At 63.0% G+C, this 24552-nt stretch carries 23 protein-coding genes; 8 read left to right on the top strand and 15 right to left on the bottom strand.

From position 1 onward, the window contains the following. Window position 1 precedes the first annotated feature (1 nt). The 6 genes from nusA to P3T40_RS27935 form a co-directional block, all read right to left on the bottom strand. Window positions 2-1477, bottom strand: a complete 1476-nt coding sequence (gene nusA / locus P3T40_RS27960; protein ID WP_429270953.1) for a transcription termination factor NusA — start codon at window positions 1475-1477, stop codon at window positions 2-4. Beyond that, the gene (gene rimP, locus P3T40_RS27955; RefSeq protein WP_144154063.1) at window positions 1474-1932 is read right to left on the bottom strand and encodes a ribosome maturation factor RimP; all 459 of its coding nucleotides are present in this window, start codon (window positions 1930-1932) and stop codon (window positions 1474-1476) included. The genes nusA and rimP overlap by 4 nt, the downstream gene beginning before the upstream one ends. Window positions 1933-2400: 468 nt before the next feature. Next, entirely contained in the window at window positions 2401-4281 is a 1881-nt protein-coding gene (gene rluB / locus P3T40_RS27950; protein ID WP_429270952.1) for a 23S rRNA pseudouridine(2605) synthase RluB, read from the bottom strand. Window positions 4282-4340: 59 nt separating this feature from the next. Continuing rightward, window positions 4341-5504: an SMC-Scp complex subunit ScpB gene (scpB, locus tag P3T40_RS27945; RefSeq protein ID WP_429270951.1), complete on the bottom strand. Its 1164-nt coding sequence runs from the start codon at window positions 5502-5504 to the stop codon at window positions 4341-4343. 340 nt (window positions 5505-5844) lie between these two features. Next, window positions 5845-7047, bottom strand: a complete 1203-nt coding sequence (locus P3T40_RS27940; protein WP_429270950.1) for a pyridoxal phosphate-dependent aminotransferase — start codon at window positions 7045-7047, stop codon at window positions 5845-5847. A 151-nt stretch (window positions 7048-7198) separates the two neighbouring features. Continuing rightward, window positions 7199-8101, bottom strand: a complete 903-nt coding sequence (locus tag P3T40_RS27935; protein ID WP_429270949.1) for a LysR substrate-binding domain-containing protein — start codon at window positions 8099-8101, stop codon at window positions 7199-7201. A 406-nt stretch (window positions 8102-8507) separates the two neighbouring features. Between P3T40_RS27935 and P3T40_RS27930 the strand changes: the two genes are divergently transcribed. Together P3T40_RS27930 and P3T40_RS27925 are read left to right on the top strand one after the other, a co-directional pair. Beyond that, a complete protein-coding gene (locus P3T40_RS27930; RefSeq protein ID WP_006052969.1) occupies window positions 8508-8909 on the top strand; it encodes a transposase in 402 nt (133 codons plus the stop codon). Between the two features lie 288 nt (window positions 8910-9197). After that, window positions 9198-9449 (top strand): hypothetical protein, encoded by a 252-nt coding sequence (locus P3T40_RS27925; protein ID WP_429270948.1) that lies wholly within the window; start codon window positions 9198-9200, stop codon window positions 9447-9449. Between the two features lie 289 nt (window positions 9450-9738). Here the strand turns inward: P3T40_RS27925 and P3T40_RS27920 are convergent, their stop codons facing one another. Continuing rightward, entirely contained in the window at window positions 9739-10053 is a 315-nt protein-coding gene (locus tag P3T40_RS27920; RefSeq protein ID WP_429270947.1) for a hypothetical protein, read from the bottom strand. A 273-nt stretch (window positions 10054-10326) separates the two neighbouring features. Between P3T40_RS27920 and P3T40_RS27915 the strand changes: the two genes are divergently transcribed. From P3T40_RS27915 to P3T40_RS27900, 4 genes are all read left to right on the top strand, one after another. Then, window positions 10327-11046 carry a YdcF family protein gene (locus P3T40_RS27915; protein WP_429270946.1) on the top strand — a complete coding sequence of 240 codons (720 nt, stop codon included), beginning with the start codon at window positions 10327-10329 and terminating at the stop codon, window positions 11044-11046. A gap of 371 nt (window positions 11047-11417) precedes the next feature. Further along, window positions 11418-11663 carry a hypothetical protein gene (locus tag P3T40_RS27910; protein WP_429270945.1) on the top strand — a complete coding sequence of 82 codons (246 nt, stop codon included), beginning with the start codon at window positions 11418-11420 and terminating at the stop codon, window positions 11661-11663. Between the two features lie 196 nt (window positions 11664-11859). Then, window positions 11860-12117 carry a DNA-binding protein gene (locus tag P3T40_RS27905; protein ID WP_074264996.1) on the top strand — a complete coding sequence of 86 codons (258 nt, stop codon included), beginning with the start codon at window positions 11860-11862 and terminating at the stop codon, window positions 12115-12117. A 507-nt stretch (window positions 12118-12624) separates the two neighbouring features. After that, on the top strand, window positions 12625-13908 hold the full coding sequence (locus tag P3T40_RS27900; protein WP_429270944.1) for a sensor domain-containing phosphodiesterase: 1284 nt from the start codon (window positions 12625-12627) through the stop codon (window positions 13906-13908). A gap of 12 nt (window positions 13909-13920) precedes the next feature. Here the strand turns inward: P3T40_RS27900 and arfB are convergent, their stop codons facing one another. After that, on the bottom strand, window positions 13921-14325 hold the full coding sequence (gene arfB / locus P3T40_RS27895; protein WP_429270943.1) for an alternative ribosome rescue aminoacyl-tRNA hydrolase ArfB: 405 nt from the start codon (window positions 14323-14325) through the stop codon (window positions 13921-13923). Window positions 14326-14489: 164 nt separating this feature from the next. Here arfB and P3T40_RS27890 point away from each other — a divergent pair, with 164 nt between their 5' ends. Next, window positions 14490-15131 carry a VC0807 family protein gene (locus tag P3T40_RS27890; RefSeq protein WP_429270942.1) on the top strand — a complete coding sequence of 214 codons (642 nt, stop codon included), beginning with the start codon at window positions 14490-14492 and terminating at the stop codon, window positions 15129-15131. A gap of 190 nt (window positions 15132-15321) precedes the next feature. After that, window positions 15322-17853 carry an FUSC family protein gene (locus P3T40_RS27885; RefSeq protein ID WP_429270941.1) on the top strand — a complete coding sequence of 844 codons (2532 nt, stop codon included), beginning with the start codon at window positions 15322-15324 and terminating at the stop codon, window positions 17851-17853. An 85-nt stretch (window positions 17854-17938) separates the two neighbouring features. Here P3T40_RS27885 and P3T40_RS27880 read toward each other — a convergent pair whose 3' ends face one another. From P3T40_RS27880 to P3T40_RS27850, 7 genes are all read right to left on the bottom strand, one after another. Then, the gene (locus P3T40_RS27880) at window positions 17939-18145 is read right to left on the bottom strand and encodes a hypothetical protein (RefSeq protein ID WP_429270940.1); all 207 of its coding nucleotides are present in this window, start codon (window positions 18143-18145) and stop codon (window positions 17939-17941) included. Window positions 18146-18295: 150 nt separating this feature from the next. Continuing rightward, window positions 18296-20287 carry a phosphoenolpyruvate--protein phosphotransferase gene (ptsP, locus tag P3T40_RS27875; protein ID WP_429270939.1) on the bottom strand — a complete coding sequence of 664 codons (1992 nt, stop codon included), beginning with the start codon at window positions 20285-20287 and terminating at the stop codon, window positions 18296-18298. Between the two features lie 100 nt (window positions 20288-20387). Further along, on the bottom strand, window positions 20388-20771 hold the full coding sequence (locus P3T40_RS27870; RefSeq protein ID WP_429270938.1) for a PTS glucitol/sorbitol transporter subunit IIA: 384 nt from the start codon (window positions 20769-20771) through the stop codon (window positions 20388-20390). A 13-nt stretch (window positions 20772-20784) separates the two neighbouring features. Then, the gene (gene srlE, locus P3T40_RS27865; RefSeq protein ID WP_429270937.1) at window positions 20785-21810 is read right to left on the bottom strand and encodes a PTS glucitol/sorbitol transporter subunit IIB; all 1026 of its coding nucleotides are present in this window, start codon (window positions 21808-21810) and stop codon (window positions 20785-20787) included. A 48-nt stretch (window positions 21811-21858) separates the two neighbouring features. Beyond that, window positions 21859-22413, bottom strand: a complete 555-nt coding sequence (gene srlA, locus P3T40_RS27860) for a PTS glucitol/sorbitol transporter subunit IIC (RefSeq protein ID WP_429270936.1) — start codon at window positions 22411-22413, stop codon at window positions 21859-21861. Between the two features lie 114 nt (window positions 22414-22527). Beyond that, window positions 22528-22923, bottom strand: coding sequence for a transcriptional regulator GutM (locus tag P3T40_RS27855; RefSeq protein ID WP_429270935.1), 396 nt, complete (start codon window positions 22921-22923; stop codon window positions 22528-22530). 233 nt (window positions 22924-23156) lie between these two features. Continuing rightward, window positions 23157-24551, bottom strand: coding sequence for an acetoin dehydrogenase dihydrolipoyllysine-residue acetyltransferase subunit (locus tag P3T40_RS27850; RefSeq protein ID WP_429270934.1), 1395 nt, complete (start codon window positions 24549-24551; stop codon window positions 23157-23159). Window position 24552 lies beyond the last annotated feature (1 nt).

The following is a 24552-nucleotide window of genomic DNA, read 5'->3' as shown; positions in this document are numbered from 1 at the left end:
CTCACTGGAACCAATGTTCACGTGCTTTCATGATCAACGCCTTAGCGGCATCCTCTTCCATCGCGGTCATCTCGACCAATTCATCTACAGCCAGCTCGGCCAGATCGTCACGCGTATGAATCTGGTGTTCGGCCAGCCTGGCGAGCAGGTCGGCGTCGATGCCGTCCAGGCTCTTCAGGTCGAGTGCGACATTCTCGACCTTTTCTTCGTTCGCGATCGCCATCGTCAACAACGCATCGCGTGAGCGATTACGCAGTTCGTGAACGGTGTCTTCGTCGAACGCTTCGATCTCGAGCATCTCGTTGAGCGGCACATAAGCGATCTCTTCGAGACTCGTAAAGCCTTCGTCGATCAGGATGTCAGCCACTTCTTCGTCGACATCGAGACGAGCCATGAACAGGTCACGCAGAACACCGCGTTCCTGATTCTGCTTTTGCGCAGATTCGTCCGGCGTCATGATATTGATCTGCCAGCCGGTGAGTTCGCTGGCAAGACGCACGTTCTGGCCGCTGCGGCCGATTGCGACCGCCAGTTCGTTTTCGTCGACGACGACGTCCATCGAATGCTTTTCTTCATCGACGACGATCGACTGCACGGCTGCCGGCGCGAGCGCGCCGATCACAAACTGGGCGGGATCCTCTGACCATAGCACGATGTCGACGTTTTCGCCACCGAGCTCGTTGCGCACCGCCTGCACGCGGGAACCGCGAATGCCGACGCAGGTGCCGATCGGATCGATGCGCTTGTCGTATGCGATCACGCCGATCTTGGCGCGCACGCCCGGATCACGCGCCGCTGCCTTGATTTCGAGCAGACCTTGCTCAATTTCAGGCACTTCCATCTCGAACAGCTTCATCAGGAATTCAGGCGCCGTACGCGAAAGTTCGATCTGCGGACCGCGAGCGGTGCGATCGACCTTGGCGATGTAAGCGCGCACGCGGTCGCCCACGCGCAGGTTTTCCTTCGGAATCAGCTGGTCACGGCGCAAGAGCGCTTCGACACGGCCCGACTCGACGATGAAATTCCCCTTGTCGAGGCGCTTGACCGTGCCGGTCATGATGTTCTCGCCGCGCTCCAGGAAGTCGTTCAGGATCTGCTCGCGTTCGGCGTCGCGCACCTTCTGCAGGATCACTTGCTTGGCGGCCTGCGCGCCGATACGGCCGAATTCGATCGACGGCACCGGTTCTTCGATGTAGTCGTCGAGCTGCGCGTCAGCCTTTTGCTCACGTGCTTCGAACAGCAGGATTTCCTGATCCGGCTCTTGCAGACCGGCTTCGTCCGGCACCACACGCCAGCGGCGGAACGTTTCGTGTTCGCCGCTTTCACGGTCGATATGGACGCGGATGTCCGCATCTTCTTCGAAGAGTTTCTTGGAGGCCGAAGCGAGAGCCGCTTCAAGCGCGGCAAATACCACGTCTTTGTCGACGTTCTTCTCGCGTGCCAGCGCATCCACCAGCATCAACACTTCGCGACTCATTGTTTGCGGCTCCTAAAGTCAACTTTCGGAACGAGGCGTGCTTTATCGATGTCCGCGAGCGTGAAATCGAGCATCGCGGCGCCTTCCTTCCCTTCAAATTCCAGACCGATCGTTTCGCCTTGCGGAGCATGCAGGATGCCCCGGTACGATTTCCGTCCGTCCAATGGCTTTTTCAATGTAATTGCCACTTCGCTGCCTGCGAAGCGTTCGAAATCCGCCAGTTTTTTCAGCGGACGGTCGAGACCCGGCGACGACACTTCAAGCCGCTCGTAATCGATATTTTCGACCGTCAGAACGTGCTGGAGCTGACGCGTGACCTTCTCGCAATCTTCGATTGCGATGCCGGCCGGCTGGTCGATGTAGATACACAGCATGCCGCGCCCGGTGCGCTCAAGGTCGACGAGCTCGTAGCCGAGACCCACGACCGTGGTTTCAATCAGTTCCGTCAGTTGCACAGTGCCCTCTAAGATGTTCGCGCGGCAAGCCTGCCGGTTTTACCTGCAAACAACCTGCGGGCCGCGCGCCAAGCCGGCGCACGTTCCTGCTACCCGAGATGCCGAACCACAAACGAAGCGGCAAAAAAAAATGGGCGAAACGCCCATCATCTTATTGCCGGTGGTCGCATCTGAGCCGCACATGAAAAGCCGCACGCCCAGCGACTCTGCGATTGTAGCCATTTTTCGGGACAAACGCAAACCGGCAGCGCGCGTGAAACCCGCATTTCCGCTTGATTTCACTGCAATCTTTTGTGGAAATGGAGGCGCGACGCGTCTTCTGCAAGCTGTCCGGTCCGACTCAGGGGGTTCGATCGCGGTAGGACCACCCCCTTATCCGGCACTTTTTTCTTCGCGTGCATGGCACGCGTTCATCCATGCCGGTTGAGTCTGAAGCTGGCGGCGCCGTGCGCGCTCGCCAGTCACCGCCTAGCGGCCGCGCGAGCGACCACGTGGAGCGCCGCCGCGATTCGCACCGGCGTTCGGATTGCCGCCGCCCGAACGGTTCGGACCACCGCCGCGATTACCGGCGCCCGGCCCGCGGCCACCACCGTTGCCGGGATTGCCACCCGCCGCGCCGGCGCGCTTGCCAGCGCCGCCCGGTGCGCGATTGCCGCTGCCCGACGGCGCACGATTGCCGTCGACATCACGTCCGCCGCCGCCGCGCGGCGTGTTCGCACCGCTGCCGCTGCTCATCGGGCCGGTAAAACCCGTGCTGGCGCCGCGACCGGCGCCACGGCCGTAGCCGCCGCCAAAGCCTGCCCCCCCCGTGCCGCCGCCAAAACCGCCGCCCGCCGCGCCGCGCCGCTGACCGCCGCCGCCACGCGGCGGTTGCTGGTCGAAACGGCCGTGCGACATCAGCACCGGTTCGCGATTGATGAAGCCCATCGACGTCTGCATCGGATCCGGCTGCTTGCGCTCGGGGGCCGCGCTGCGACCGCCCTTCTCTTCGCTGGTGGCCTTCAGGCCGACCGACGCCATCAGGCTGCGCACCTGATTGTCCTCAAGCTCTTCCCAACGACCACGCTTCAAGCCCTTAGGCAGGGAGATCGGACCATGACGGGTACGGATCAGGCGGCTCACCATCAGGCCGGCTGCCTCGAACATGCGGCGCACTTCGCGGTTGCGGCCTTCGGCCAGTGCAACGTGATACCAGTGGTTCGTGCCCTCGCCGCCGCCATCGCGGATGCGCAGGAAATTCGCCGGACCGTCTTCGAGCTCGACGCCGTGCAACAGCTTCTGACGCATCCCTTCGGCCAGCTCACCGACCACACGCACCGCGTACTCGCGCTCGACGCTGTAACGCGGGTGCATGAAGCGGTTCGCAAGGTCGCCCGAGGTGGTCAGCATAAGCAGGCCTTCGGTGTTGAAGTCAAGACGGCCGACCGCGAGCCACTTGGCGGTTTTCATCGGCGGCAGCTTGTCGAAGACCGACGGACGGCCTTCCGGATCCGCGTGGCTGACGATTTCGCCGGTCGGTTTGTGATACAGCAGCACGCGCGGCGGCTTGTTCTGCAGCTTGCGTTTGACCGGCTTGCCATTGATGCGGACCTGGTCGGTCGGCATGATGCGCTGGCCGATATGGGCCGGCTCGCCGTTGACCGAGACGCGGCCCGCGATGATCAGCTCTTCCATGTCGCGGCGCGAGCCCATGCCCGCTTCGGCGAGCACCTTGTGCAGCTTGGGTGCGTCGTCATCCGGCGACAGCACGCGCTTGGGTGCAGCCGGCTTGCCACGACGCAGCATCGGGGCGCGCACGCCACCGGTGGTGCTGTTGTCCGCGTCGAACGCTGGCGAGGTCACGTACGAGAACAGATCGTCCTGGCTGGCATCCGTTGCCGGTGCTGCCACGACCGGCGCATCGCCGCGGCGGTTCTGACGCGGCCGGCCACCTTCACGCGGCTGACCGCCTTCGCGGGGAGCGCCTTCACGCGGGCCGCCCTCCCGGTGCGCCGCGCCTTCGCGCTTAGCGCCTGCATTGCGACGCGGACCTTGGCCCTTCGAGCCCGGTTCCTTGCGCGGCATGCGCACCTGCGCCACCACTTCGCCGTCCGGCGGCGCTTCCGTCACGACCGGCTCGGGCGAACCTTCGGCGCCCTTGTTCTTCGCCCCCGCGCGACGACGTGCGATCAGGCTACGCGGCCCGCGGCGCAGTCCGCGGCGCGGACGTTCTTCGCCCTCCGCGCCTTCAGCGTGCGCCGGGCGATCAGTCTCGCCAGCCGGCGCTTGCGAAGTACGCGTTTCGCCGGCACGCGCGGATTGCACGGCGTGCTCGGATTCGGACGAATCGGTATCGTGGGTATCAGTCAAAACAACCTCAAAATGTCAGGTCGCGCGCGCCCATTGCGGGCGCGGCAAAGTTCGTTACGTCAGGCGCTGCGCGACTCGTTTTCGTCGTCGGTCAGTACGCCCGCGTCCTGTGCGGCATCGCGGCGATCTTCAGGATCGCTGTGCGCCACACGTGTCGGGTTCGACTCGACGGCGTACTCCGTACTGCGGAGTACGCCCGAATCGTGCGCGGGTATTGCGGGACCGGCCTGGGAGACCGGGTCCTGATCTTGTGCAGCATGAGCGGCGCCGGTGGTGCTTGCCGTGCTTGCAGCGGCGTCGGCTTGCGGCTCTACATCAGCTTGCGGTTCGGCGTGGGCTTCGCCGGCGGTGTCATTGGCCTCATCTGCCACGCCAGCTATTTCCGTTCCCGCCGGTGCCTCTGTTTCTTCCGCATGACCTGCGGGGACGTCAACAGGCTCGACGAACGTTGGCTCATCGGCGTCGTGGGCACTGTTCAAAGCCGCTGCAACGGGCTGCTCGACTGCCACTGGTGCATCTGCACGGTCTGCTGCCGCGACGTCGCCAGAGGCTTCGGCTGCCACTTCTCCCACCGTTTCTTCAGCTACCCCGGTATCTGCATGGCTCGCTACGGCATCAATCGCGGCGTCCGCCTCATCGCCATCGCCCTGCGCAACAGCGTCCGGAAACTCGATCGCATGCTGGCCGAGCAGATCGGCGTTCAACTGCGCCGACGGATCGTCCAACGGCGGCAATTCGTCGAGCGCCTTCAGGCCGAGGTCGTCGAGAAACTGCCGGGTGGTCGCATACAGTGCGGGACGGCCCGGCACATCGCGATGGCCGATCACTTCGATCCAGCCCCTATCCTCGAGTTGCTTCACAACCTGCGTGTTCACGGTCACACCGCGAATCTCTTCGATATCGCCGCGCGTGACAGGCTGCCGATACGCAATAATCGCCAGCGTCTCGAGAACGGCGCGCGAATATTTCGGCGGTTTCTCGGGATGCAGACGATCCAGATACGAACGCATCGCAGGCTTACTTTGAAAACGCCAGCCCGACGCCAGCCCGACCAATTCCACACCCCGTCCAGACCAATCCCGCTTCAGGTCTTCGAGCAACGTGCGAACCGTATCTGCCGACACACCGTCGGCAAAGAGCTTGCGCAGATCACCGAGCTTTAAAGGCTCCTGCGCACAGATCAAGGCAGTCTCGAGGACGATCTTCGCCTCTTGGGTATTCATGCAGCTAGGTCAGACCCTGTGGTCAAAGAACCGGATCAAACAGACGATTTGGAACTGAAGACGCGCTCGCCCGATTCTGATCGGTCATATTGATGGGAGCACGCACCGGGGGGAGGCGAAACAGGCAATCGAGCCATACCCAGCCGGACGGAGCAGCGATATTCCTGAAAGGAATCGCGTGACTGAACGCCATATTACGCAAAAACATTCAGTGCGTAAAGACGAAATCCCGACGATTCCCGCTTTTCATCCCTTTTCGCTCTTTAAAGGCCGACGGGTCCAAAACCCGCACAAAACAAAGGCCGGCTGGCCGGTCTGCCAGAGGGCGCACCCAGCGGATTCAGCCTGCGGCATGCCGGCCAAGGAACGTCTGAAGCCGCGCGACGCCCGCATCGAGCCGGGCCGTGTCGCAGGCATAGCACCAGCGCACAAACCCCTCGCCTTCCGGACCAAACGCGCTGCCCGGCGCGACGCCGAGCCCGACCTCGCGCACCAGCGCCTTGCACAAGGCGAGACTGTGCGCCGCACCGGGCAGCGAAAAGAACAGGTACATCGAACCGGGCGGCGCCTTCACGTCGACACCCCGCAGCGCGGACAACGCCCGCACCAGGTGATCGCGCGAGGTCTTCAGGTCGGCCACCAGTTGCTGGGTAAACGATTCGCCCTGCTGCACGGCGACGATGCCCGCCTGCTGCACGAACGCCGGCGCACACGAGGTGTTGTATTCGACCAGCTTACCCAGATCGTCCATCAATCCCGCCGGGGCAACGATCCAGCCGAGCCGCCAGCCGGTCATCAGCCACGCCTTCGAGAACGAATTGACGCAGATCACCCGCTCGTCGCGCCCGGCCAGATCGAGAAAGGACGGCGCGGTCCGAGCAGCACCGTCGGCATAGTAAAGGCGCTCGTAGACCTCGTCGGCGACGATCCAGATGCCGTGACGGCGGCAATGCTCGAGCACGACGCGCTGCTGATCGGCGCTCATCACCCAACCGGTCGGGTTGTTCGGCGAGTTGATCATCAGCAGCCTGGTGTCCGGCGTGAGCGCGCTCAACAGACGCTCGAGGTCCAGCGTCCAGCCTTGTGCACCGTAACTGAGCGCGACGGTTTCGACGTGCGCGCCGAGAATCTTCGGGATTTCGACCAGATTCGGCCAGAGCGGCGTGACGGCAACCACGCGATCGCCGGCGCCTACGACCAGTTGCGCGGCCAGCATCAACGCGTTCACCCCGGCGCTCGTGACCGCGATGTGGTCGGCCGAGGTCGCGCCGTGCAGGCTCGTCACGTAGCCGGCGAGTGCCGCACGCAGCGGGGCAATGCCGAGATTGTGCGTATAGAAGGTGGCGCCCTGTGCCAGCGCCTCGCTTGCGGCGGTACGGATGAATTCCGGGGTCACGCGGTCCGACTCGCCGAACCAGAACGGCAGCACGTCCTCGACACCGAAACCGGCGTTCGCCACTTCGCGAATCTGGGATGGTCGCAGCGCACGAACGGCATCGCGTGCGTTCGGTAAGAGAGGCGTGGGCAGATCGGATTCGCTCATCAAGGCATCCAGGGGAGTCGGTTCAGGTCGTGAGGTTGTAGGGACGGAATCTCAGGCAGAGCGACAGTTTAGCGTGCCGTGCATTTTCAGGACGCGTAACCGGCAACCCCGGTCGCTGCCTCGCCTCCTGGCTCGCACGCTTGCGCGGTCTCTAGCGCAGATCCTCCGCCCGCGCTGGGAGTTGCCGGATCAAGCCCCACACCGCCTCCGCTGCCGGCGAGAGCGACCGGTCGCGCCGTCGCACCAGTTCGACCGTGCGCTCCGCGCGCGGTACCAGCGGCCGCGCCACCAGCGAGGTATCCGCCGGCAACGGCAAGGCGAGCCATGGCAGCACGCTCACGCCCACGCCCGCCTCCACCAGCCCGAACACCGTCGCCGAATGCCCCAACTCCTGCACCACAGTGGCGCTCACGCCGTGCTCGTTCATGACCGCGTCGATGATGGGCCGGCTGCCCGACGCGTAATCGAGCATCACGAGCCGCTGCCCCTCGAGATCCGTCCACGCCACCCGCGTCTTGCCCGCCAGCGGATGATCACTGCGCGACACCACGCAGAACGAGTCCGTCATCAATGGCTCGCTCAGCAGATCGTCGGCGGAAAACGGGCCGATGATGACGCCGAAATCGACCTCGCCCGATTTGACCTTGCGGACCACATCGCTTTGCACGTCGTCGCGCAATCCCATTGTGATAAACGGAAACTGCTGGCCGCACGCCGCAACCACTTTGGGCATCAGCCGGCAGGCGATCGTCGGGCTCGCCGCCACCACCACCCGCCCGCGCCGCTGCTCGCCGATCTCGCGGATCTCGCGCAACGCATCGTCGAGATCGGTCAGGAGACGCGACACGCTCGAAACCAGATTGCCGCCCACATCGGTCAACTGCACCTCGCGGGTGGTCCGGTCGATAAGCTTCAGGCCGATTTCCCCCTCCAGTTCCCGCACGCACCGGCTTACCGCGGACTGCGTCAGTCCGATCTCGTCGCCGGCGCGGCTAAAGCTCTGCAAGCGCGCGACCTCAATGAAAACCCTTAGCTGACGCAGTGTGACATTCATCTCGGTGTCTCATCAATGGTGGCCTTTCATGAGCATTGTATTGTTTCTTTAAGCGCCACACACCGCCGCGATCGTTTCGCTGCGATGCAGCAATAAGGCGCAAACGCACGTTGCGCGGGCCTGATTGCACAAGATTGGTGATTGTCCCGATTTGCGGGACGGCTTTTTTGGATTCTTATACGCCCCTGACTAACGCCCGCGCTGGCCCGACGTTACGGGACTTCGAGGAAATTTTTAAAGAGGTGGCACGCTTCGTGCATTTGGATGCGCACTGGGTCGGCGCCATGGACCTGACTGCACAACCAGAACCGTGGCAAGCCCGACCCCGCCTGGCACTCGCGATTGAGTGCATGGAGAGTGCGCGGCGCGGGGCAGCGCACCGGAGTTAGCTTCGCTGAGGTGAGACATGATGCTGTTCGACGATTTGAGAGACAACGAGTGGGCGCTGGTCGAGGCGTTGTTCTGTGCGGAGCCTGCACGGAGCGAACGCCGCGGTCGGCCACGCGTGGAAGCGCGCGCGGTTGTCAATGCGGTTCTTTGGGTACTATCGACGGGAGAAGGCTGGTCCAAGCTTCCCGGCCGCTACCCCTCGCCGCCGACTTGCCGCCGCCGTTTCGACGAGTGGCAAGCCGATGGTACGCTCGCCGAAATAGTTAAGCGACTCGGCACGAGCGGCCGGGAAATCTCGCTGCGCGGCCGGATTGGCGCAACGGCTGCCAAGCCGCCTGCACCGCCGAGCCGCGACCGCCTGCGCGGCGCATTCTGGACCAATCCGGAATCGTGGCGCGCGCCGGTCAAGATGGCCTGATACTGCTGTGCTGCCACCGGGCGCCTCTGGGCGCCCGGTGCGTATCCAGCGGCCAGCGATCCGGCAGACCGAACACGGCTTGGGCCGCGCTATCGAAAGCGCGCCTGCCAGGGTCCACCCACGTGCACGGTACGCTGCCCGCCAGCGCCGCGCCGGACGTCCGGCCGCCGGCTCGCCGACACCGAGTGAAACATCCATTTACGATTACTTACAGCGCGCTTTCGCTCTTGGGCATACCGTACGAGTATGCACACAAATCTGATGAATCAGGTTTGAACGGAGCCCAGCATGAAACCAATGTCCCTGCTTCTGTGCGGCATTGTCGTTTCACTGATCGCCGCACCTACTTTCGCACAGCAAAGGCCCACGGGCTGGAACTGGCGGCCCGACCGGCCCGCCAGGGTGGAGACATTGCAACAGGGCGAACACCCTCGTGAGTTCACGCCGCCCGCGCCACGCGGCGATTTGCGCGGCGACATCGCAAGCAATGTACGCGCACGGCCGGACCAGCCGCGCGAGGACGCGCCACGCCGTCGCTAAGGGTGAGCGGAGAGTTCAAGGCGTGTGGGATACCACGGCGTGGCGAGGAAATGAATAGCCATGTGAAGCTTGCCCAAAGCCACGGGAACCACCGAGGCTCCAACCAGTCTCACCAATGCCATCAGCACAGCGTGGCAGTAGTAATTCCGGTACGCCCGTATCCTTGCGATACGGGCTTTTTTTTGGCGGCAGACTGCGTGCGGTTTTCGGCGATTACCGGCGACGACGGCGGACCGCGGGCATGGCCCGCCGGCATGCCGGCGCCTCGATCTTCTGCCGGATTTGCCCGCTACGGACGGACTTCCAGATCGGCCGTTCGGTGTTCCGCGGCGACGTAGTCGTGCATCTTGCGCGCGGTCCAGTCGAGCGAACGCTCGTAGCGTTCGAGGCGGGCAAACTCGGCCCGGCCCCGATCGGTCAGCACGGCTATATCAACCGGCGCATGAAAACCCGGCGCGGGCGCCACGGTCCGTTGCCGAACCGTCTCCATCAAGCCGAGCGCGCGAAGATATTCGAATACTCCCGGACGCCGGGCCCAGGGCACCTGGCGGTATTGCGCCCGCCGCAGCGCCTCAAGAACTGCTTCGTTGGAATACGTGGTCATCTCACTTCTTTCTTAAAGTGCAGCCATGACACATCTTTGCGCAGCACATCACCGCGCCACCAGTGACGCGCGTAGCACCCACCCATGGCGGCCAGACTCATCGCAAGGGCGATGCTACTGTCTACCGCCAGGCGCCACCTGTAATTTCGTGTTTCCGGGGTCCCCGTTCGAACCGCGTGGTAGCGTTCTCTTCACGTACCCGCGATGCGACCGAGGTGGCGCGATTGCGGCAGGCGTGAATGTCCCCAGAAACCATACGTTACCCCATTTAAATTGATTCTATTCACTTTATTGGCGCTTTTTTTTGCAGCAATCGTGCTAAGGCGGCGAGCACGCGTCCCGCTCGCGCTCGCCGGCGTGACCCTGTTCTGGCTGCTCGCGGCAGGCTGGCTGAGCGAGCCGCTACTCGCCTGGGCTCAGTGGGGCATGCAATCCGTTGCACCGCCGACGTACGCCACGCGCACCGTGATCGTCATGCTGGGCGGCGGCACCGAATACGACGACAGCCACAAGCTGGTGCCCAGGCACGACGCCATGGTACGAATCGCCACGAGTGCCGATATCTATTCGGCATGCAAACGAACCGGCGCACGCTGCGACGTCGTCGTCAGTGGCGGCAATCCGCAGCACCACGCAACCTCTGAAGCGGATAACTACCTGCCGTATCTGCTGCAAAGGCAGGTGCCGCGTTCGGATATCGTGCTGGAAAACCGCAGCCGCACGACTTACGAAAATGCCCGCAACGTGGCTGCGCTTTTGCAAGGCGAGCGGTACGACTCGCTGATCCTCGTCACGTCCGCGTATCAGATGCCACGCGCCCTGCTCGACTTCCACCGTTTTGGGCTCACGCCCCACCCGGTTATCTCGAACACGCGGCAGGTGCGCGTTGGAGTGCTTCCGCGCTATGACAATCTCGTGGATGCGGACACCGCGCTGCATGAACTGATCGGCATCGCGCAGTTTCATGTGTACCGCTTGCTTGGATGGTTTTGAGTGCCATCAAATCTGTCGCTTCCCGGTGGGTCCGCTTTCAAAAGGAAGGCCGCCGCCCCCGGGCAATTAATCAGTTATGCAGATTTATTTTTTACCCGGTTACCGATGGATAACTCACTTGCGACGGCAAGCACATCGCTTCCCACATCGCAGCTTCTTCCGATACGACCGGGTTTCCATTCGCCACGCGGCAATAACACCCGTTACGGCGGCCATGAGCCGCCTAATGCAACAGCACAAACGTAACTAAATGTAACTATCTGTCAAAAATGTTGCAAAGCTTCTGTTGGAGCGGATATTGCTCGCTAGAATGGTCTGGTCCCTTAGATCGGACAGCATTACTCGGCCACAACCACTCTACGGAGGTAACGATGAAGAAAGTGTCCCTGGCGATCCTGGTTTCCCTCTCGGCCCTGACGGGCGCAGCATATGCACAGACCGACAACGGCGTCATGATGAGCACCGATCCGGCCAAGGCCGCCGACGTCGAGCAGCGTGCGCAAGACTTGCAAGCCAAGCAGCAAGCAATGGAAAGCCAGCCGGCCATGCCGGCCAAGCACCACAAGAAGGCGCCGCACCACATGAAAGCGGCCAAGCCTGAAGCGGCCAGCGAGTAATCGCGCTTGGACGCGCGCATTGGACGCGCGTTGTTCGATTAGCGGCACCATTCGCGGCCGCATCGCGAAAGTAAAAAAGCCGAAGCCGGCATTACGGGCTTCGGCTTTTTGTCGTCCGGGGCGCACTGACGGTATGCTAAAGTCGCGCACCGAAGAACCACCCCCAACCCGTGCGCACCTTGGTGCGGAGGACAGAATGAGCAACATCCAGCTTGACATCGAATGGACCGAAGCAGCATCCCGCAAAATCGAAAAACTGATGCCGCGCGGCGGTCAGGAAGCATACCTTGCGCTGCCGCCGGTTGAATGTCTGCCGATGGAGGGCGACGTGCTGTTTCTCGGCCCGGACGGCAAGCAACAGCCGTTTATTGTCGCGGAACGCCAGTATCACCACGACGGCGATGCGGACTGGACCATCATCCTCATCCTCGACGTCCCGCAGTCGACGCACTAAGCGTCACAGATCCGGCAACGGGCACGCGGCCGTCAAGCCGCTGTCCGTGTGCCAGCATGACCCGTCACACGTGAGGCAAGCTCACGCGATCTTCGACACGACGCGAATTTCCGAATGTTCGACCCAATCCGCAGCGCAGCAAATCTGCTCGCGGCCTGCCTCGGCCAGCGGTTACGGTAAACGTCTGCAGAAACGCCCGGCTCCGGGAGGCAACAAACTTCCTCCGCAATTGGCGTCCGGCTGGACTTCGGCGGCCATTCTCCGGTCCCGCGTGCTAGCTCCAATCCTATGTACCGACGGGCTTTGCGCGTGTGTGATAACCCGTACATTCACACCAGGTTCGAACTGCTAGACTGTTTTTCGACCAATCAGTCGGGGGGCCAGCGTGCTGGTATTCATCTCCGTCTCTTCGGGCAGCGTCCTCGCCCCTCCAGCGCCACGGCCACGGCCACGTGCGTGTGCGGTGCGGGACATCATTGCGCACCGCACGCCTGAGGCCACGCCATCATGCCCACAGTCGAAGAACTGACGCTTAGCGGTCTTCTGCCCCATCTGGTGCGCGAAGAAGCCGGCTGGACCGCAACATGGCGAGCGCTCACGCTGCACAGCGTATTTCAGCCGGTGCTGTCGATTACGCATCAACGCATCGTCGGTTATGAAGCGCTGTTGCGCGCGTTCGATCCAGTCGGTCTGCCCGTGACGCCCGACGTCCTGTTTTCCGGCACACGCTCAGCCAGCGAAGCGCGCGAGCTGGACCGGATCGCACGTTGCCTGCATGTGGCCAACTTCATGGAACAGAACGTCGAGGTCGGCTGGCTGTTCCTCAATACGCGGCCGCAGGTGTTCGAAACCGGCTGGCCACAACGCGCCTTTATCGACGAACTGTCTGCCCATTTCGGACTGGCCCAGGAACGCATCGTGATCGAGGTGCTCGAGCAACCGGCGGACGATGAGTCGGCCGTCGCCAGCATGCTGGCCGCCTCGCAACCGCGCGACTTCCTGATTGCCATCGACGACTTCGGCACCGGCTTCTCGAACTTCGACCGGGTGTGGCGCTTCCGCCCTGACATCGTCAAACTCGACCGTTCGCTGGTGGCACGCGCAGGCAAACGCCAGGGCGACGAGTCGCTGATCGGCCATCTGATTGCCATGCTGCATCAGTCGGGAACGCTGGTGCTGGCCGAAGGGGTGGAGACCGACGACGAACTGATGATCCTGATGCAGGCCGACGTGGACTTCGTGCAGGGTTTCTGGCTGGGCCAGCCGAAGGGATCCGTGCAGGCGGCGTGCGCGCGCGTGCCGGCGTTGATCGACTCGATGTGGCGCAAGTTCGCCGAATTCGAACGCAAGCACGCCCGCCACAAACAACTCGGCTTCGAGGGATTCGCCGAAGCGGTGCTGGCCGCTGCCGGCAGTTTCTCCACGAGCGGCGATCTTACCGAGGCTGCGCGCCACGTCTTTCACATTCCCGAAGCGCGCCGCGTGTTCGTCACGGATGCGCAGGGCGAGCAAACACTGCCTTCCATCAGCGCCCCAGCCGTGCCGCCGCCTCCACAGCGGCTCGCGCCGTTGCTCGCGACCACCCGCAGCAACTGGTCGCGCCGGGCCTACTTCAAGCACGCCCTGGCAGCACCGGGCCGGGTCGCGATGATGGGGCCGCACTACTCTCTGATCGACGGCCAGGACTGTTACACCGCTGCTGTCACGCTCGAGCACGGCGGCAAGACCACAATACTTTGCGTCGACTTCATCCCGGGCGCGCCGGCGACGCCCGGCGCAAGCAAGCGTTGAGCCGCAGCCGCGTCAATCGTCCACGCGCGAGCGTCCCGACTTGATCTCACCGCGCCTCGCCTTGGTGTCAAGCCGGCGCCGGTTCGACGCCCGCGTTGGCCGCGTGGTGACACGCGGCGTGCGCGTCACGCTGACGCTCTGAATCAGTTCGTCCAGGCGGGCCAGCGCCGACGCGCGATTCATTTCCTGGGTGCGATGCTCCTGCGCCTTGATGATGACCACACCGTCACGGCTTAGCCGCCGGTCTGACAGCGCGAGCAGCCTCATTTTCAGAACGTCGGGCAGCGACGACGCACGCACATCGAAACGCAGATGAATCGCGCTCGAGACCTTGTTGACGTTCTGGCCGCCCGCCCCTTGTGCGCGTACTGCGGTCAGTTCGATTTCATTGGGCGGGATCGGGTAACGGGATGTCATGGCATGGTATGGAACGACGAACCGCAAGTGTACACAGCACCAGCGCATCGGCCGGGTCAGGCAAATACTCCGCTATCGGCAAGCTGCGCCCGATGCACAACAACGGTTGCCGCCTGCCGATGCCTCATCGATACTCGCACGTATCGCTTACAACGTAAATTAGCATGAAACTGCGCCCCGCTTTCCTGCTCGAACTGGCGGTCAACCTGTTGCTGCCGTGGCTGGCATACCGGCTCGCCATGCCGCACTGGGGCGAGACCGGCGGCCTGATCGCCTCGGCCGTGCCGCCGGTGGTCTGGAGTCTCGTCGAGCTCGCGCGGTTCCGGCGCGTTGACGCGCTCAGCCTGATCGTGCTGCTCGGCATTGTCCTGTCGATCGGCGCAATGGCGCTGGGCGGCAGCCCGCGCATGTTATTGCTGCGCGAGTCGCTGGTGTCAGGCGCGGTTGGCGTGGCGTTCCTGCTGTCGCTGCCGATGCGCCGTCCGCTCATCTTCTATCTGGCCCGCGCCACGGTCGCGCGCGAAATGGCGGGCGGCGCCGAACGCGTCAACGCACTCTGGGACGAACGCCCGGCTTTTGCCACCTCGATGCGCATGATGACCGCGGTCTGGGGCGTGGGCCTCACCAGCGAAACCGCCCTGCGCTCCTGGATGGCGTGGACCTGGCCGATTGAGCGGTTCCTGGTGGTCTCGCCGTTCATCGGCTACGGCATCTATGGCGGGCTGCTGGTATGGACGTTGTGGTATCGCAAAACCTTGCGCAACCGCTCCGGCAGCCACACGCAGACAGACGGCATACTCGGCTGAGCCACCGGGCGTTGCGCGCCACTCCCGGCCACCATCCCCATCGAGCGACAGCATAACAAGGGCATCGACACGACATAACCTGGCCGAACGGACGAGGTCAGATGGGCCCTAAAATCAGTTAGACTCATCCTCGGTTTGGGGCTTCCCTGCAGTCTCATTATTGTCGTGGTACGAAACCTCCAGGCAGTCGATGCGTTATTCGGTCGAAATCAAAAAATTCTTATATAGCCAGTACTTTTATGGCGGCCTGCGGATCGCAGTCGGCGTATCGCTACCGGCCGTCATTTGCCTGCTCCTGTTCCACCAGCAGGAGCTGGGCTTCACCATCGCGACCGGCGCGCTCGGCGCGTGTGTGGTCGACATGCCGGGCCCCCTCAAGTACAAGCACAACGAAATGCTGGCGTGCAGCGTGATCGGCTTCCTGTCAGCGCTTGCAACTGGCATCGCCACCGTCAATCCGGTGGCGCTCTGGTGCACTGTGGTACCGCTGACCTTCGTGCTGTCGTTGATCGTGGTGTACGGCAACCGTTGGCCGCAGATCAGCTTCGCGACGCTCTTCATGATGATCGTGACGCTTGAAGAGCACTTCACGCCCATGCAGGCGCTCGTCAATGCGGCATGGATACTCGCAGGCGGGCTCTGGTACACGTACTGGTCGACTTTGGTGAGCCGCTGGCAGATGCACCGCATCGAACAGCAGGCGCTCGCCGAAAGCGTGTTTGCCTGCGCAGACTATCTGCTCGCGCGGTCCGACTTTTACGATCTCGATAACGACCTCGACGAGTGCTACCGCAACCTGGTCGCCAAGCAGATCGCCGCGGTCGAGCGTCAGGAGGCGGCGCGCGACATCGTGCTGCGCAACCTGCCCAAGCTCAAGAGCGGCAAGCTCGAACCGCGCCGCGCGATGCTATTTAACCTGTTCATCAACACGGTCGACCTGCATGAGCTGTTCGTCGGCGCGCATACCGATTACCCGATGGTGCGCAACACCTTCGGCGGCTCGGACATGCTCACCTTCTATCGCGACCTGATCCGCAAGGCCGCAGCGGACCTCGAAGAGATCGGCCTCGCCGTACTGCAGAACCAGCCGCCCCGCAGCCGCGTCAATGTGAAAGCCGAACTGCGCGCCATCGAATTCGAAATCGAGCTGATGCGCAAGCACGATATGCCGGCGAAGAACCCGGAAGCGTATTCGGCAGTGTCGGCTACGTTCAGGCGCATCTGGAGCGCGACCCGGCTGATCGACAAGATGCGCAAGAGCCTCTCCAGCGAGGCGCGCACCACGGAAACCGAACTGCGTCTGGATCAGGCGCTATCGCGCTTCGTGTCGAGCCGGCGCGTGCCGTTCGGGCAGATTTTCTCGAACCTGACGATGGCCTCGCCGAGCTTCCGGCATGCGTTGCGCGTGACGATTGCGGTTGCCGTCGGCTTCTGGCTCGGGCGGCTGTTGCCGCTCACCAACGCGTACTGGATCGTGATGACCACCGTCATCATCCTGAAGCCGGGCTATTCGCTGACCAAGCAACGCAACGGGCAGCGGATTATCGGCACGCTGATCGGCTGCACGGCCAGCATCGCGCTGATGGTGTTCGTCAAGGAACCCCACATCCTGCTCGTCGTGATGTTCGCCTCGATGGTCATGAGTTACAGCCTGCTACTGTTCAACTACACGGCGAGCGTGGTGTTTACCTCGGCGTATGTGCTGCTGATGTTTCACCTGCTCGCACCGGGCAGCATGCGCATCATCGGCGAGCGCGCTATCGATACGGTGGTCGGCTGCGCGATCGCCATTGCCGCCAGCCATTTGTTCCCGTACTGGGAATACCGGTTGATGGGCAAGCTCGTCAACAGCATGATTGCCGCTACCCGGCAGTATCTGGAAGCAAGCTGGTGGTGGAGCGGCAGGCCGGTCGAGGTTGCCACTGCCGTCGTGACCGAGGCGGGTGCGCGCGCGCCGGCTGCCGCGATGGCCAATCCCGCGGGAAGTTTCGGTGCGGCGGGTTTTGGTGGCGCGAACTTCGGTGCGGCTGCGCTCGCGACGGCGGGTGCGGGTGCTAGCGCGAACGCCAATGTCAACGCTAATGCCAACACTAAGTCCGCCGAGTCAGCGGGCGACGCAGGCGCCAAAACCACCGCGACCGCTTCGGGCGCCGCAGTTGGGGCTGCCGCAGTTGGAACCACCACGGTCGGAGCAGCCACCACTCCAGCCGCAACGGCCGCAGCCGTCGCGCTCGAGCGAGACTATCGCTACCGGCTCGCCCGCAAGAACGTGCATGTGGCGTTCGCCAACCTGGGCCAGGCATTCCAGCGCATGATGCTGGAGCCCAAGGCCGCGCAGAAGTTTGTCCCCGAGCTCAACGACCTGCTGGTACGCAGTCACGTACTGGCCTCGCAGATCACGGCAGCCGCACCCCTGTTGCGCACTTCGGCACAACAGCAGGAAAGCGTTTCGCTGCAACCGTTGCAACGCGTGCTTAGTGTGGTTCGGGACAATCTTACCGAGGCGGAGGCCGGTACCGCAGTGCCGGCCGATCAGGCCGAACTGACGAAACAGCTCTCGCGCGAACTCGATGCGATGGTGGTCGAAGCCGAGAAATCGGCCGACTATTCGGCGGACGCCGTGCATGAACTGAAGCTGCTCGCGCATCAATGCAAACAGATGCTCGCTGCCGCCAATCAGATCCGCAAGGACGCCAGCGTTATTCGCCTGCCCGACGAATAAGGCGGCGACACAAAGTGGAACAGCCTTAGAACGGCGTGGCACGCAGGCGCTGAGGGGCGCCCTGCGCTACGCTGCGCTCAGAGGATCAGTGCGCGCTGCCGCTCGCACCCGCGGCGGCGCCCGCGGTTGCGGCAGCTGCCGAAGCAACATTCGGCGGCGCAGCATTGTCGCGGTCGAACTCGCGCTTCTCGGTGATCGCGTTATAGAGGAGCGTAGCAATCACCAGCAACACCGCGATCACAATAAACACGGCAACGCCAAACGTCGGGTTCTTCTTGCGCGGTTCGTTCATGAGACGGATCGACTCTCGGGTTATGTCCAGGAAGGCTGGCATTCTACGCCCACCCGGCTTGCACGTGGCTTGCATACCCAGAATACGGCGCAATCCGGTGGTCACCGCGCCGCTGTCAGACTGTTCAATGGGCAGAAGGACGCTCGCGCCCTACAACTCGCTCACAATCTTCTTTGCCCTCAACACGGACGACGGACTCATACTCAACTCATTGACACCCAAGCCGATCAGCACTGGAATCATCGCCGGCCGCGCCGCCGCTTCACCACATACCGCCACGCTGATATTCGCCTTCTTCGCCGCCTCGCAGACCATGCCGATGGCGCGCAGCACCGCCGGATGATCCGTTCTGTAGAGCGCCGCCAGATTCGGATTGACGCGGTCGACGGCCATCACATACTGCGTCAGATCGTTCGTGCCAATCGAAAAGAAGTCCACTTCGGGCGCCAGCAGATCAGCGGTGAGCGCTGCGGCAGGCGTCTCGACCATGATGCCCAGTTTCGGCATCGCGTAAGCGGCGCCTTCCTGATTCAGCTCCTGCGCGCAGGTTGCAAGCAGCGCCTTCACCCGGCGAATCTCGTCGAGATCATCCACCATAGGCAACATCACGTGCACATTGCCCACCGCCGCCGCACGCAGCAACGCGCGCAATTGCGGCTTGAACACGTCGGGACGGTCGAGGCACATGCGCACACCGCGCCAGCCGAGGAACGGATTGTCCTCCTGCGGAAAAACAATGCCGGGCACCGGTTTGTCGCCCCCCACATCGAGCGTGCGGATCACCACCGTGCGCGGATGAAACGCCTGCGCGAGCCGGCTGTAGACGTTGTACTGCTCATCCTCGTCGGGCAAAGTGCGGCGGTCCATGAACAGCAGTTCCGTGCGGAACAGGCCCACGCCCATCGCACCGGCTTCGAGTGCCGCGTCGATCTCCGTCAGTGAACCGAGGTTCGCGGCGATCTCAATGTGCCGGCCGTCGCGCGTGACGGGGGCCACGTCGCGATACACGCTCAGTGCGGCGTGCCGACGCCGGTCCTGCGCGATTCGCGTCGCAAAGTCCGCCTTCAATTCGGACGAGGGATCGAACCATACCTGCCCTTGTGCACCATCGAGCGCGACGGTCGTGGCTTCGCGCAAACGATCTTCCGTCACCGGCAAGCCCAGCACCGCGGGGATGCCGTGCGCGCGCGCCATGATCGCGAGATGCGAGGTCGCGCTACCCTTGATGCAGACCAGACCCACGATGTTGGCCACGCACGCGCGCGCGAAATCGAGGGCGCTCAGATCCGCGGCCAGCACGATGCAAGGCTGGCTCAGTGACGCAAGGCTCACGTCGTCGCGCCCGAGCAGCTTTAGCGCCACCTGGCGCGCGATGCCGCGAATATCGTCGGCCCGGCTGCGCAAATATTCGTCTTCCATTGCGAGGAAAGCAGCGGAGAGATCTTCGCCCACCTGCAGCGTCGCCGCGACCGCATCCCAACCCGATGTGATGCGGTCCTTGACGGCGCCGGAAAACTCGTCGCTTTGCGCGACGTCCGTCAATGCCTCGACGATATCGTCGTGCTGGCCCATGGTCTCGAACTGCGCATCGAGCGCAGCGATCGCTTCGCGGAACGCCACGCCGAAACGGGCCAACTCCGCTTCCACTTCGTCCGGCTCGATAAACTGCCGCGTGGCACGCAATTCCTCGGGCAAATACACGAACGCCTCGCCGTATGCCAGACCTTCGCTCGCCGCCACCCCTCGCACGGACGCCACGGTTACGGCGGTTCCATTCGCATCCAGGTCCTGCGGTTGAGCCAAGCCGGCGTTGTCCACCGCCTCAACTGCCTGAGCTTTTTCAACCAGCCGGTCGTTTGCGTCATGCCCCGCAAGCGACACGCCGGCGCCAGGCTCCGACAGAAATTGCAGCAGCCGACGCACCGCATCGCTTTCGTCCGAGCCGTCGGCTCGCAGCACGATCTGATCGTCCTGCTTGACGCCTAACAGCATGAGCTTTACGGCACTTTTGGCGTCGGCGCACGTCGCACCGCGAACGATCTGCAGCGAACAGGAAAACTCTTTCGCGAGCTTGGCGAACTGCGTGGCGGGCCGCGCATGCAGTCCTTCGTTCACCTTCACGACGATTGCAGTTTCTAACATCGCAGGACCTTCTCATGTAAAGCGTTCAACAAACTGCACCATCAACAGACCTCACCACTGCAACCTGACTGACCGGGTCGGTACGTGACGGCCCACCTGATCAAAGCTCCACGATTTCGATCACCGTGCCGCTGCGGATACAGGCGAGCAACGCGTCCGTATCGACGGGTTGCGTGCAGATCTCGCCGGGCCGCTCAGCCGTGTTCGAACCGTTGAAATTGATCACGACGTGGCCCATCTCGTGAACCTTGTTCCACGCCGTCGGCCCGACCGCGGTGACCAACGCACTGACTTCGCCGATGCGCAACTGCGAACCCGCACGAGGCGCCTCGGCATGCGCCTGTTCGGCGCGATGCAGCACGGACACCTCGGCCAGTTCAGGCGGCGCACCATCGGCATAAAGAATCAGCACGCCGCCTTCCAGCAGGTCCCGCACTTCGGGACCGACCTCCGAAATCACCGTCTTGTAGTAGTGCATAGCCATTCCGTCTCACCAATTAGAGTGCAAAGCTTGCCGCCCAGGCGATCAGGACCGAAATGGGCCCCATGATCTGCCGGCTGATCAGGACCGCGGGCACGCCGATCCGGATCGTCTCCGGCTTGGCTTCGCCGAGCGCCATCCCGACCGGCACGAAGTCGCAGCCCACCTGGGTGTCATACGCGAACAGCGCCGGCAGCGCCATCTGCGGCGGGATCGTACCGTTGCCGATGGCCGGTCCGATGATCGCCGCACCGATCACCTGGGCAATCACCGCACCCGGGCCAAGCACCGGCGACAGGAACGGCAAGCCGCAGATCGCGGACAACACGATCAGGCCAACGATGTTGCCGGCGAGCGGTGAGAGCAGATGCGCGAGACCCGTGCCGATGCCGGTCGAGTTGATGATACCGATCAGCATGGTCACGAAGGCCATGAACGGCAGCACATTGCGGATCACGGTATCGATCGCCTTGCGGCCGCTGTTGAACAGCACATTGACGACACCACCCATGCCGCGTCCGATCGAGGTGATGAAGCCGATCAGGCCGCGCGAGTGCTCGGCTTCGCGCGTTGCGGCTCCGACGATGCCAGCCGGCGCGGCAAACGGCGACGTGGCGGCGGGCGAAGCCGCAGCACGTGCACCCACGGCGCCCACCGCATCATCTTCGACCGCAGTCAGGTTCTCCGGAGTCACGCCGGATACATAGGTATCCTCGGTAATGAATTGGGCCAGCGGACCCGATTGACCGACCGAAGTCAGATTGATGGTCGGAATCTTCTTGCGCGGATACACACCGCAGCGCGCCGTGCCGCCACAGTCGATCACCACTGCCGCCATCTCGGACTCCGGTGGCGGAGTGCGGAACCCGTCGACCAGCACGCCGCCCGTCATTTCGGCGAGAAGCCTGGCCAGTTCAGGTATGTTGCCGCCCGTCACGGCAACGATCTTGTTGCGCTCCGGTGTGGGATGAATCAGGAGCGGGCCACCCCATCCATTGGGTCCGCGCTCGACCTTCACCGTTCTGTATGCTCTCGTATCCATGTCATGTCTCCTCAGTCTCGATGTTGGATTGCCAGCGACGGCAGTGCATCACAGTTCGATGTTTTCCCGGCGAGCCAGAATCCGGGTCAACGCCTCGGTGAGAATGCCTTTCAGCAGATTCACGAAGAGACCGACGATCAGGTAGAACAGCGCGAGCTTCGGAATGGAAAACGACAGAGCGTGGGTTTCCGCCAGCTTGGTGAGACCGGCCGCGACCCCGAGCCAGACAAACAACTCACCTGGGTTGCAATGTGGAAAGAGACCGGTAATCGGGTGGCACAGCGAAACAGCGGAATCGTAAAACGCGGGCTTGTGCTTCTCTTCGAGAAACACACCAAACGTGTAGGCCATCGGATTGGTCAGGAAGAACATCGCAAGCAGCGGCAATAGCGTGTAGCGTGTGATGACGTTCTTCGAGAAAAAGCGCGCGAGACCTTGCACCCGCTGCTCGCCGATCAATGCGATGAGTGTGTACACCGCGGTCAACAGCACGATCAGCGTGGGCAGGATACCCACGACGAAGCCCACAAACGTTTTACCGCCGGCATTGAAGATGCCGATGAACCCTTCAGCGACATGCGTGAGCGAATCAAGGATGAACATGGCGAATCTCCCAGATGAACCGAAACGATCGCGAAAAGCTCCGCAAGGCGTGACTCAGCGTGACCCGGCGGAACCGGAAAGAACAGCTTGCTTGCTCAAATGCGTAGAAGGGAATCAGGTGGGCACTTCGGCGGCGCGTTGGGCGCGCTCGAGTGCGTCGGTGGCAGCCTGCGCAATGCTGCGGCGCAACTTCGAGGCCTTCAGGCGCGCGCTAAACTCGCTGGCCGAGAGGCCCGTAAAACTTTCGTGTGGATGAAACCGCGTGAAGACCGTGAGGCCGGACATGCTGAGGAACTGGCAGACACGCAGATCAGAAGACAGAACGACGATGGCAACCGCGCCTCGTCCAAGCTTGACCTTGCAGGAGCCGACGCCGAGAAAGCCGCTTTGCCAACGTTTTGCGGCATCGCGGACCGCGTACGTATAGCGGCGCATCTGAAACCATGAGCCGACCAGTTGCAACGCCCAGAATACCGCCAGGGCGAGTAAGGCACCGCGCACAAAGTCCATCATCGTCTCCTGTCGACCGGAGTTAGCGCTTCAGCGCTTACTCCGGTCCCATGCAAAGCTACATCTGGATTGGGCTATCTGAATCTAACCTCTTTAATGTACGCGCATGAACATCTTGCACTTCGCATAATACAATTGTTCATTTTTAAATTCATCGGGGAAAACGCCAGTCATTGCCCCGCCACTCTCTCATCAAGCGCTTGATGACAATGTTGGAAAGGCCGCTTGCAGCATCATCGTAACGCGGCAAGCGCGCGCGTGTCCCCTGCCGTCGCAGCCGCGATATTTTGCACCACCAACCAAGCCACCTCCGCCTGCGCTTCGACATGCGGCAAATGCCCCACGCCAGCGAACCGATGCACAGCGACATGACCGGGCAGCCCGTCTGTATGCCTAACCGGAAGTATCCGGTCCTGCTGCCCCCAAAGCACGCGCACAGGCAACCTCAGATCATCGAATAGATGCCTTAGATCCAGCACTTGCGTGCCGTCCGGAAAGAAAGTGTCCGCCACCGCCGCGAGGCGCTCGCGAACTTCTGGGCGCTCCAACTGCTGCGCGGCAGTGGCGACGAAACTTTCGTCCATCCGCGCCGGATCGGCAAACAACTGCTTGAGCCATGGGGCGAGACTCGTGCGACAGGTCGCCTCGGTGACGCCACGCAGGAATGGGCCGTTGATCTCAGGACCGAGACCCGCTGGGGCAAGCAGCGCCAGCGAGCGCACTTCCAGGCGCGACGCCTTTGCCGTGGTCGCCAGTGCCAACGCGCCACCAAACGAATGCCCCACCAGATGACACCGTGTGATGCCCGCCTCGAGCAACGTGTCCTCGAGCGCCGCGACCATCTGTTCCAGCGAGCCCGCCGCCTCTGCCGGCGATTTGCCATGCGCGGGCAAGTCCACGGCCAGCATACCCGCTTCGGGACCGCTCATGCGTGCCACGGCCTGTGAGAACGGCCGCCAGCTATTGGATTCCGCCGCGAACCCGTGCAACAGCACCAGCGGGTCGCCGCTGCCCTTGCGTAACGTGATGCTGTAGAGGCGCGCGAGCGGCGCATCGCGGCGCGCCTCGCCGGGACCATCCGCCGGCAAAACCGCCCGCAGTACGTCCTGCGCAGCAACGCGTCCATGCGGTCCGGAGCCGGGTATGTCCACTAGCCGTAGCCCGCGTTCACGGGCAAGGCGCCGGGCAGCCGGGGTTGCCCGTAACGGTTGCTGCCCGTTCGCTGGAGCGTCCGCAGTCGCATTCGCGTGCGGGTCGGACAGCGATTCAAGCTGATACGCCTCCATGGCGCGCGCTTGTGTCGCCTCCTCCTGCGTCGCCTCCGCCTCCGCCGTCGCCGCGCCCTCTGGCAAGGTCAAGCCAGCTTCGCCACGATCGCAAAGCGCTTCACCCGCTGCGTAGATCCATGCGACCGCCCTGCCAACCGGTACCGTCTTTCCTACCGGCGCGCTGATCTGTCGGATGATGCCGCTTGCCGGCGCGTCGATTTCCATCGTCGCCTTGCTGGTCTCGATTTCGAAGATCAGCATTCCTTCGCGTACCTCGTCGCCTTCGTTGACATGCCAGGTAGCGATCATGCCTTCGGTCATGTCCATGTCGACGCGCGGCAGAATGACCTCGGTCGGCATA

Source organism: Paraburkholderia sp. EB58 (assembly GCF_050436665.1).
Taxonomy (GTDB): Bacteria; Pseudomonadota; Gammaproteobacteria; order Burkholderiales; family Burkholderiaceae; genus Paraburkholderia.
Note: the sequence above shows the minus strand (reverse complement) of the source record. Positions and strands in the feature narration are given on the sequence as shown.

Bases quoted from the DNA above. Each gene is read 5' to 3' on its own strand.
- nusA (WP_429270953.1), bottom strand. From the start codon at position 1,477: ATGAGTCGCGAAGTGTTGATGCTGGTGGATGCGCTGGCACGCGAGAAG.
- scpB (WP_429270951.1), bottom strand. From the start codon at position 5,504: ATGAATACCCAAGAGGCGAAGATCGTCCTCGAGACTGCCTTGATCTGT.
- P3T40_RS27940 (WP_429270950.1), bottom strand. From the start codon at position 7,047: ATGAGCGAATCCGATCTGCCCACGCCTCTCTTACCGAACGCACGCGAT.
- P3T40_RS27935 (WP_429270949.1), bottom strand. From the start codon at position 8,101: ATGAATGTCACACTGCGTCAGCTAAGGGTTTTCATTGAGGTCGCGCGC.
- P3T40_RS27930 (WP_006052969.1), top strand. From the start codon at position 8,508: ATGATGCTGTTCGACGATTTGAGAGACAACGAGTGGGCGCTGGTCGAG.
- P3T40_RS27925 (WP_429270948.1), top strand. From the start codon at position 9,198: ATGAAACCAATGTCCCTGCTTCTGTGCGGCATTGTCGTTTCACTGATC.
- P3T40_RS27920 (WP_429270947.1), bottom strand. From the start codon at position 10,053: ATGACCACGTATTCCAACGAAGCAGTTCTTGAGGCGCTGCGGCGGGCG.
- P3T40_RS27910 (WP_429270945.1), top strand. From the start codon at position 11,418: ATGAAGAAAGTGTCCCTGGCGATCCTGGTTTCCCTCTCGGCCCTGACG.
- P3T40_RS27905 (WP_074264996.1), top strand. From the start codon at position 11,860: ATGAGCAACATCCAGCTTGACATCGAATGGACCGAAGCAGCATCCCGC.
- P3T40_RS27900 (WP_429270944.1), top strand. From the start codon at position 12,625: ATGCCCACAGTCGAAGAACTGACGCTTAGCGGTCTTCTGCCCCATCTG.
- arfB (WP_429270943.1), bottom strand. From the start codon at position 14,325: ATGACATCCCGTTACCCGATCCCGCCCAATGAAATCGAACTGACCGCA.
- P3T40_RS27890 (WP_429270942.1), top strand. From the start codon at position 14,490: ATGAAACTGCGCCCCGCTTTCCTGCTCGAACTGGCGGTCAACCTGTTG.
- P3T40_RS27885 (WP_429270941.1), top strand. From the start codon at position 15,322: ATGCGTTATTCGGTCGAAATCAAAAAATTCTTATATAGCCAGTACTTT.
- P3T40_RS27880 (WP_429270940.1), bottom strand. From the start codon at position 18,145: ATGAACGAACCGCGCAAGAAGAACCCGACGTTTGGCGTTGCCGTGTTT.
- ptsP (WP_429270939.1), bottom strand. From the start codon at position 20,287: ATGTTAGAAACTGCAATCGTCGTGAAGGTGAACGAAGGACTGCATGCG.
- P3T40_RS27870 (WP_429270938.1), bottom strand. From the start codon at position 20,771: ATGGCTATGCACTACTACAAGACGGTGATTTCGGAGGTCGGTCCCGAA.
- srlE (WP_429270937.1), bottom strand. From the start codon at position 21,810: ATGGATACGAGAGCATACAGAACGGTGAAGGTCGAGCGCGGACCCAAT.
- srlA (WP_429270936.1), bottom strand. From the start codon at position 22,413: ATGTTCATCCTTGATTCGCTCACGCATGTCGCTGAAGGGTTCATCGGC.
- P3T40_RS27855 (WP_429270935.1), bottom strand. From the start codon at position 22,923: ATGGACTTTGTGCGCGGTGCCTTACTCGCCCTGGCGGTATTCTGGGCG.
- P3T40_RS27850 (WP_429270934.1), bottom strand. From the start codon at position 24,551: ATGCCGACCGAGGTCATTCTGCCGCGCGTCGACATGGACATGACCGAA.